This window comes from Psychrobacter sp. H7-1, assembly GCF_904846585.1.
Classification (GTDB): domain Bacteria; phylum Pseudomonadota; class Gammaproteobacteria; order Pseudomonadales; family Moraxellaceae; genus Psychrobacter; species Psychrobacter raelei.
In genome coordinates this window covers 1-8,452 of the sequence record NZ_CAJHBH010000063.1, presented here as the reverse complement: position 1 = coordinate 8,452, position 8,452 = coordinate 1, and the positions used below count along the sequence as shown (strand labels likewise).

The following is an 8,452-nucleotide window of genomic DNA, read 5'->3' as shown; positions in this document are numbered from 1 at the left end:
ATATCTTCTTAACGGCTTCAGCTTTAAATTCTGTGCTATAGGTTCTTATTTTCTTGACCATGATAAGCTCCGATTAATATGCTTAGTTTACCAAGTTTACTTGTACGGTTTCTTCAGCATAGCTCATATTGCCTCAAACACCATATATATCAATAAACACATAGCTTACTCCCTTTCTTTCCCCTATAGTATAATCATCCCCAACCTTCAGTTGGGGATAATTTAGTGCTAAAACTATTATTATATAAGGTTTTACTAATAATATTAGCGAATACTAGTGTCCATGACAGTGTCCAACAATACTCCTTGCGGCTTTCCTTAACTTGGAATACCTACTAAAAGATTACTCTGGACCTCAGCATATAGATATCAGATCAATAATCATAACTCATCTATCTTAGATAAATTAAGGATACACATCATGACTATCAATAATGCAAACGATATCAATAAGCTTGAATCCCGAGACAAGGATTATTCGGTCAGTGTCTCAGGTGTGGCTGGTTTAAGCCTGCGCATTTATCCAAATGGTAAAAAGGAATACTACTTGCGATATTCCCATCCACATATCGAGGGCAAACGCCCTAGGATGATGTTGGGTAAGATTGAGGATGTCAGTCTCCATGAGATTAAGTATAAAGCAGACACCATTCTTGATATGGTTGCCAAAGGTTCTGACCCTAAAGCTATCCAGCAAAAAGAGCAAACCAATAAATATACTCACCTAAAAAATGCACCATTTTCTGAGATTGCCCAAGCATGGCGAGAACACAAAACAGCAGGTCGCGATCAAAGTAAATCTAAAAAACCATCATACAGTGAGTCAACCCTTAAGTTCTGGGATTTATGTTTAGGATATATGTGCCAAGAAATTGGTGATTTAAGAATGGACGATATCACCAGTGAGATGATACTGAGTGTGTGCGAGTCGATTCAAAACAATGAAAATCAAGCGACTTTCGTTGGTGCGAGTACTCGTTTATATACTGAAAAAGTCTTTTCGTTTGCTGTTGCTCGAGGGTTGTGCGATAGAAATGTGGCGATTGATACCCGAGGTGAGCTTGCACCTGCCAGCTCAGGCAATCACTTACCAGCCATTACCAAACCAGAGCAATTCGCAACTCTCTTAAAAGATATGTCCAACTTTAAAGGCGCAAGTAAGATTACACTAGAGGCTATGAACCTACTGCCGTATGTATTTGTACGTAGTATCGATCTGCGCTCAATGCGTTGGGATGACATCGATTGGGATAATAATACATGGGCGTTCTCCCCGACTAAAGGCGAAGGTCGTGATGATATGGTCTCGCACTTAATTGTTCCTTTAGCCACACAAGTAATTGCGCGATTACGAAATATTCAATCAATTACTGGGCATAAGAAACATGTATTTGCGTCGATGCGCGGTTCAAGCAATGCTTATATCAGTAAAGCGACGTTGGTACAGATGTTCCACCGGCTTGGATACAAAGACGTGCAGTGTACTCATGGCTTCCGAGCATCGGCTAAAACCTTACTAATGGAACAACCTGAACTGCGCTACTCAGACATCGTGACTGAACTACAATTAGGCCATCGAATAAAAGATACGCACGGCGGCGCTTATAATAGGCTTGATGAAATCGATACTAGGGTACAGATGATGCAGGACTGGGCAGATTATATAGACAAGCTACGAAATTCAAAGTAAAAATCATTTTTGGCTGACTATATCGCACAACGATAATTGCTTTTTTTAAAATCCTGTTTGCTACAGATTTCATTACAATAATCAAGAGGTTAATTGTTTCTATCACCTAAAAAATTGAGCAATATCATTGCTTTGTAGTAAGAGCTAAGATAGCATTTGACTGTAGGGAATATCTTAATAAAAGTTCATATATTTGCAGGTTTACATGTCAATACTAAAAATAAAATCTATTACATTAAACAACTCCAATCGGCTTAGTTTTTTGTTTGATAATACTACTAGACTTCCCTGTTTATACCCTATGCTATATATCAATAGCTCATTGAAATTTAAAAGTGACTCAACACAACAAGCTTATTTACAAGGTATCAAGCAATGGTATGATTTTTGGCGAGAAAAATATGATCAGTCATTCTGCAAATATTTCAGAGAGCATAAATCTAATCCAGAATTGATGATTAAAGAAATAGATAGCTTTATATTATATTTGGAAAGTATGAAGGTAGTTGACCAGAAACTAATTAGATTAGGAAGTAATCCTTCAATTAATTATAATACACTTGCACATCGTTTGCGGGCTATCCTTAGCTATTTAAACTATTTGCTAGATACCTTCAGTCAAATATATGGTAAATCTATAAGTCCTGAAATTGCTAGATACAAGTCTGTAATCTATCAAAAGTATGATCTTGTCAAAAACTTATCCTCTAATCATCACAAAGCTCATAAGAATGGAACGAACTTCAAAAGCCTCACAGAGGAAATGCAAAAAGCTTTATATTCTATTATGTCACCTAAAGCACTAGAACCATTATTTAAAAGTAAGGAAGCTCAATTAAGAAACTTTCTCATTGTACGTTTGCTTTTGAACTATGGCCTGAGGACTGGAGAGCTACTACTCTTAACTCTTGGTTCAATTAAACCCGACTTGAAAACACATAACACCTACCTGAACCGCCCCGGGATTGTCGGAGGCTCAACATTCTGAGAGAATACGACAATGAAAAGACAAACCTACACTCCTGAGATTAAAGAACGCGCCGTTCGCATGCTGATTGAAGCGTCGAGCGACTATCCTTCTACATAGTCAGCCATTCAAGCCATAGCGTCAAAGATTGGCTGTACGCCTGAGACACTGCGATCCTGGCATAAAAAGCACATAGACCAAACCATTCCCGCCTCAGTGCAGGCTCAAAGTGACAAAGAGCGTATCAAAGAGCTTGAACGCGAGAACAAAGAGCTCAAGCAAGCCAATGAGATTATACGTAAGGCTGCTGCTTTTTTCGCCCAGGCGGAGCTCGACCGTCCACCCAGATAATGGTTCAGTTTATTGATTACTATAGAGGTAGTTATGGGATCGAGCTGATTTGTAGAGTACTACCGATTGCCCCGTCAACCTATCACCGTACTAAAGACCTAGAGTGCCGCCCTGAAAGGCGTTCACTACGCAGTCAGCATGACGACTACTATCTCAGCGAGATTAAACGCATCTGGCAGGACAGCAAATGCCGCTATGGTGCTCGCAAAGTCTGGCGGCAGATGAAGGCAGATGGCATTTATATCGCACGCTGCACCGTAGAGCGCTTAATGAGACAGCACGGCTTACAAGGTGTCTGGCGCGGTAAGGGTAAGATTACCACCAACAGCCGTGACGACCAAAAGCGCGCTGATGACTTGGTCAATCGTAACTTTAATGCCCATCGTCTTAATCAGCTGTGGGTGGCGGACTTTACCTATATCAAGACACTGAGTGGCTGGGTCTATACCGCTTTTATCATTGATGTGTTTGCCCGTGCTATTGTGGGCTGGGAGGTTTCTAATCGTATGAACACGGATATGGTGATGGCAGCACTCAATCAAGCAATAGCAGATAGAAACAACCCTAAGGATGTGATTCATCATAGCGATCGCGGGGTTCAGTACTTATCCATTCGCTACACTGATAAAATGGCTGACTCAGGCCTTATAGCCTCTGTGGGCACGACGGGTGATTCATACGATAATGCTTTAGCTGAGACGGTCAATGGGCTGTACAAGTCTGAGGTAATTGACTATTTAAAGGAAGACTGGACTGGCATTAACGATGTTGAATTAGCCACGCTTGAGTGGGTGGACTGGTTCAACAAGAAGCGTCTACATAGCACAATTGGTTACGTGCCACCTTTTGAGTTTGAAAAGCGGTATTATGATAGTTTAATCCTGTCAGGCATCGCTGCCTGACTCAAGTAAATCACTCTCCGATATAGTCGGGGCGGTTCACAAATTCCTAAATACGATCTAAGTATAGCTTATTCTGAAATATCTATGCTAATTGATGACACGCCCTAGATCTGACGTTTTTATTTTGGTCAGTCTTTGTTGGGTATACTCAATGAAATCAGACAAACAGCCTTACTGAACATTTTTCGATACAGTACAGTTATAAAGTTCAATGCTAGGTACATATAATCATTTAGGGCGAGTCATCAATTAGCACATTAATGCATTTAGTGGCCTTAAAATGGCTAAATTTTGCTAAACATTTTCAGTAATCTTGTCTATCTACCATTTTTCTCATTTTAAGCCTCACAATCTAATTGATGACACGCCCTAGTGTTCATGATCTAACGTTTACAGTGAGCGAAGAGGTGATGCTGGTTGATAATGTAGTTGGGGAATAAGTGTTTAGCTCATGTGAGTACCTGTCACTCTTGTTTTTACCTGCATGATTAATGATAAGCCATAAAGGATGATGGCTAAGGCTAAAAAAATCAAAGCCAAAGGTAAAAACAAGCTTTCTTGGAGCACGCCATCAGCACCAATGTCACCGTAAAATAAGCTCTCCATCAGTCCAGACAGTGCAGCGAGGGTCAGCATAATTGAACCACTGATAAATAATTTAGATGTCATGAAATCTCCGTTAGATGAGAATTAGCAATAATAATTTATCTTTATTCAAAAGTTATTGCAGTATAGTTATTGCTGAATGACGCAAATATGATGGTTTCCTGGATTCTGACCACCGCCCAGATCCAAACAAATATCATTGTAATAGAATTCATGGGCTTTGATGCCTAGCCAGAACGCAAGGATGGCAGTGACAACAATGACTATTATCATCTTAGTATTCATATAAATATCCTAACCAATAACTACGTCTATCAAGTAATGAGTGCTTAGGCATATATCGTATATGAAATAATACGCGGATTGGGTGCTCTCCTATTTTTCCATAAACTATTCATACTCGGTCTTTAAGAACATTAATATTCATGAAAGTAAATTCATCGGTCGTTGTCTATAAAAACTTGTGCGACCAAGCTGTAGACCCAAACTCAAATCGCTATCATATGCTCTACCAGAAAATCTAAAAAAACGCGTGTTTTTGGTGAGATCATATCTCGCTTTAAATAAATAGCGTAAGTAGCACTAAGCTCTTCATAGGGACTAAAAATATGATCTGGCATGACTTGAACCAATGACCCATTCGCCAATTCACTTTTAACAGCCCACAGTGGTATTAGCGTCAGACCTGTATGATTCAATACCAGCTGCTTCTGACCATTCACCGAGTTGACTGAAACCTGACTATTAATCATCAACTTTTTACGATCTTCTGCTATCAAAAACCACTCTTTCCAACCGTTATAACCATATCGGATACATTGGTGATTAGCTAGATCATCAATCCTAAGAGGTGTGCCATTATTTTTTAAATATTGGGGGCTTGCACACAGTAGAAAATCATTAAATACCAAGTGTCTGGCAATCATGGTCGAATCAGATAAGCGTCCACTTCGAATAGCCACGTCAATATTTTCTTCTATAAGATCTACAACCCGCTCTGTTAACTCAATTTTTATATCAATATCTGGATATAGCGACATAAATTTCGGTATTAACGGCAATACCATACTTTCACCAAAACCAACTGTCATGCTGATTTTCAGCTTACCCTGTGGCGTTATTTGTAAATCATTAACGGCTCTTTTGGCATTATCAAACTCTGACACAATTCGCTGAGAGTATTCATAATATTTGTGCCCCGCTTCAGTCAAACTGGTGTTTCTGGTCGTTTTATTGAGTAGACGTACTCCCAGCTCCTTTTCAAGCACTGCTAACTGCCGTGAAATGGAAGACGGCTGTACATCAAAGATGCGGCTGGCTTCTGAAATGCTACCGGTTTCGACAACACTATTGAAGTATGCCAATCGATTTATTGAGCTCATCGCCACTCCTTTATTAAGTTGATAGGTATTCCATTTAACTGTAACCATGGCTTGCTCAAAAAGCAAAAGTAATTTGTTTACTGGGTAATGGTTTGCTGGATTAGCAACGTCTAAACTGATTCTCCTGAAACAAACAATAAGACATTCACACCAGTAAAGGGTAATAACATGAAAGCGATGATCATTAAAGAAATCGGTACAACTGCAGTTTTTCAATTGGCAGAAAAACCAAAACCAACGGCAACACTAGGCCACATGGTTGTGGAAGTGAAAGCCACTAGTGTGAACCCCATTGATACCATGCTGCGCTCAGTCGAGCTGCCTTGGTCAGAGAATTTGCCAGAGATACTACACGGTGATGTAGCTGGTATTGTGAGCGAGATAGGTACCGACGTCACTGAATTTAGTGTCGGTGACGAAGTTTATGGTATGGCTGGTGGCCTCAACGGTATTGATGGTGCACTTGCTGAATTCATGTTGGTCGATGTGCGTTTAATGGCTAAAAAGCCTAAAACACTCAGTATGAAGCAAGCCGCAGCCCTGCCGTTGGTCGCACTCACTTCTTATGAGGCACTCGTACAAAAAATGAATGTCAAAGAAGGCGATAATGTCTTGATTCATGGTGCAACAGGAGGCGTTGGTCATATTGCCGTTCAGCTAGCAAAAGTACTTGGCGCGACAGTCACCGCTACCTACTCTCCTGCTAATAGTGCATTAGCACAAACACTAGGCGCGGATCATCTAGTGGATTATACAACGGCGGAGGTTGATGATTATGTGGCGACGTATACTGACGGGGTGGGTTTTGACAAAGTTTTCGATACGGTGGCTGGTGATAATATTCAAAAATCTTTTCAAGCCGTTAGATTCAATGGCCATGTCGCCACTATTTTACCCATTGCTGATCCATTGCAAGTTGCTCTCAAAGCCTTATCCTTTCATGGTGTTTTGGTGCTCATTCCATTATTTCATGGCATCAACCATGAATCGCACGGTCGTATCCTGACAATGATTGCAGAGCTGGTTGATAGTGGCAAAATCACGCCTATCATAGATAATAGTAACTACTCTATTTGGGAGGTAGCGCGCGCGCATGACCATCTTGAATCAGGTAAAGCAGTGGGTAAAATTACGCTCACTGTATAGTACTATTCGGACGTGTCCTCATTTTAAAAATGGTGATAAAAATGAGATAAATCGCAGTCAAACAAGGAAAATAGCGCAGATAATATCGAGATATTAGTCAGCTATTTGACGCCGTTTGGCAAGATTTAGCCATTTTCAACCCATTTAGATGACTATCGATTGAATTGAGGACACGCCCTAAATAGCTGTGTTAAAAATGAGATGTTCACAGGTAGTAACGACTCTCTAAAATAACACAGCTCGCTCGTAGAAATTCTTATAACGATAGGGTTACTATTTTATTTGGAAGTTTCTAACAAATGAAATATGGGTAATCGCCACTTTGCTCTAACCGCTACCATACGGATTAAGTAACCAGCAATTAAACTAATAATGACACTGATATTACTACTAACAGCAAAATACTGAAGTATTAAATATAAACAAGCAATGATTAAAGAAACTGAAGCGTATAACTCATGATGTAAAACCAATGGGGTTTGGCGACATATTAAATCACGAAGCAATCCACCAAATACACCTGTTGCAATGGCCGCAACTATACAAACACCGTAATGGAGTCCCATGTTAAGCCCTACTTGACAACCAATAATGCTAAAGGCCGCTAGTCCTAAAGCATCCAAACGTATGAAAACGCCATTAAATTTAACAACCCATTTAGCCAACCAAGTCGTTATAAGACCAGCCACACAAACGATTAATAAATATTTAGGATGTTCTACCCAAGTTAAAGGGTAGTTACCAAGTAGGATATCTCTTACACTACCACCGCCTATCGCTGTTACACTCGCGATAAGCATAACCCCAAACCAATCCATATTCTGTCGTCCCGCGCTTAGTGCCCCCGTCATTGCCTCTGCTGTAATACCAATAATGTAAACTATACTCAAAAGCATGGAATACTCACCTTAAATCTATCCGATAATGTAAATAAAGGGGGATTGTAAAGATAAAGTTAGTGTATTACGAATGATAATTTGAATCATTTTGAAAGCATCGAGCACTGATTTACTCTAGCAACGAGAAAGCAAAAATAGTGCAACATTATTGTTACTTTATATGCAAAAGTACTGCTTTTCCCAAGCATAAATCGCGGCTTATGCGTAAGCGTCAAATTTTCATAAACAAGTAAAAAAATTACTGAATACACATGGTCACAGGCTTTGAACTCCACTATCCTAGTGCCCTGACTTAGACCTCATTGATAGAAATAGGTACAAACCAATATTCCACGCCAAGAATGGATAATGGTTTTTTAAATTGCTAAATGATGTGGGCTGTTATAGTCAATCCAAAATAAAATTGGTACAACCCATATCATGAAACAGTTTAGGTAAATTATTCTCCATCCACCCTTGGCGCAAAAACTTCGCCTGTGCCCATTTTTTCTCAATAGGGTTTAAATCGG

Annotated in this window: 7 protein-coding genes, 1 pseudogene and 1 other annotated feature; of the genes and pseudogenes, 4 read left to right on the top strand and 4 right to left on the bottom strand. The window is 39.8% G+C overall.

Features of this window, described 5'->3' with window-relative positions:
• Positions 1 to 421: 421 nt before the first annotated feature.
• The 3 genes and pseudogenes from JMX92_RS12700 (at position 422) to JMX92_RS12690 (ending at position 3,910) form a co-directional block, all read left to right on the top strand.
• Complete coding sequence (locus tag JMX92_RS12700; RefSeq protein WP_201546018.1) at positions 422 to 1,690, top strand: tyrosine-type recombinase/integrase; 1,269 nt, start codon at positions 422 to 424, stop codon at positions 1,688 to 1,690.
• Positions 1,691 to 1,895: 205 nt separating this feature from the next.
• Positions 1,896 to 2,678, top strand: coding sequence for an integrase (locus JMX92_RS12695; RefSeq protein ID WP_201546017.1), 783 nt, complete (start codon positions 1,896 to 1,898; stop codon positions 2,676 to 2,678).
• A gap of 12 nt (positions 2,679 to 2,690) precedes the next feature.
• A pseudogene (locus JMX92_RS12690) lies at positions 2,691 to 3,910 on the top strand (IS3 family transposase).
• Positions 2,966 to 3,082 (top strand) — a sequence feature (AL1L pseudoknot). Its footprint overlaps the pseudogene before it by 117 nt.
• A gap of 444 nt (positions 3,911 to 4,354) precedes the next feature.
• Here the strand turns inward: JMX92_RS12690 and JMX92_RS12685 are convergent.
• The 3 genes from JMX92_RS12685 to JMX92_RS12675 all read right to left on the bottom strand — a co-directional run bounded on the left by JMX92_RS12685 (position 4,355) and on the right by JMX92_RS12675 (position 5,898).
• Positions 4,355 to 4,579 (bottom strand): hypothetical protein, encoded by a 225-nt coding sequence (locus JMX92_RS12685; RefSeq protein ID WP_201546016.1) that lies wholly within the window; start codon positions 4,577 to 4,579, stop codon positions 4,355 to 4,357.
• Positions 4,580 to 4,645: 66 nt separating this feature from the next.
• Entirely contained in the window at positions 4,646 to 4,801 is a 156-nt protein-coding gene (locus JMX92_RS12680; protein WP_201546015.1) for a hypothetical protein, read from the bottom strand.
• A 203-nt stretch (positions 4,802 to 5,004) separates the two neighbouring features.
• Positions 5,005 to 5,898, bottom strand: coding sequence for a LysR family transcriptional regulator (locus JMX92_RS12675; protein ID WP_201546014.1), 894 nt, complete (start codon positions 5,896 to 5,898; stop codon positions 5,005 to 5,007).
• A 168-nt stretch (positions 5,899 to 6,066) separates the two neighbouring features.
• Here JMX92_RS12675 and JMX92_RS12670 point away from each other — a divergent pair, with 168 nt between their 5' ends.
• Entirely contained in the window at positions 6,067 to 7,044 is a 978-nt protein-coding gene (locus tag JMX92_RS12670; protein ID WP_201546012.1) for a zinc-dependent alcohol dehydrogenase family protein, read from the top strand.
• 278 nt (positions 7,045 to 7,322) lie between these two features.
• On the opposite strand, the gene JMX92_RS12665 is transcribed toward JMX92_RS12670, so the two are convergent.
• Positions 7,323 to 7,940: a trimeric intracellular cation channel family protein gene (locus JMX92_RS12665; protein ID WP_201546011.1), complete on the bottom strand. Its 618-nt coding sequence runs from the start codon at positions 7,938 to 7,940 to the stop codon at positions 7,323 to 7,325.
• Positions 7,941 to 8,452 lie beyond the last annotated feature (512 nt).

Coding starts and splice junctions, on each gene's coding strand:
- JMX92_RS12700 (WP_201546018.1), top strand. CDS start 422: ATGACTATCAATAATGCAAACGATATCAATAAGCTTGAATCCCGAGAC.
- JMX92_RS12695 (WP_201546017.1), top strand. CDS start 1,896: ATGTCAATACTAAAAATAAAATCTATTACATTAAACAACTCCAATCGG.
- JMX92_RS12685 (WP_201546016.1), bottom strand. CDS start 4,579: ATGACATCTAAATTATTTATCAGTGGTTCAATTATGCTGACCCTCGCT.
- JMX92_RS12680 (WP_201546015.1), bottom strand. CDS start 4,801: ATGAATACTAAGATGATAATAGTCATTGTTGTCACTGCCATCCTTGCG.
- JMX92_RS12675 (WP_201546014.1), bottom strand. CDS start 5,898: ATGAGCTCAATAAATCGATTGGCATACTTCAATAGTGTTGTCGAAACC.
- JMX92_RS12670 (WP_201546012.1), top strand. CDS start 6,067: ATGAAAGCGATGATCATTAAAGAAATCGGTACAACTGCAGTTTTTCAA.
- JMX92_RS12665 (WP_201546011.1), bottom strand. CDS start 7,940: ATGCTTTTGAGTATAGTTTACATTATTGGTATTACAGCAGAGGCAATG.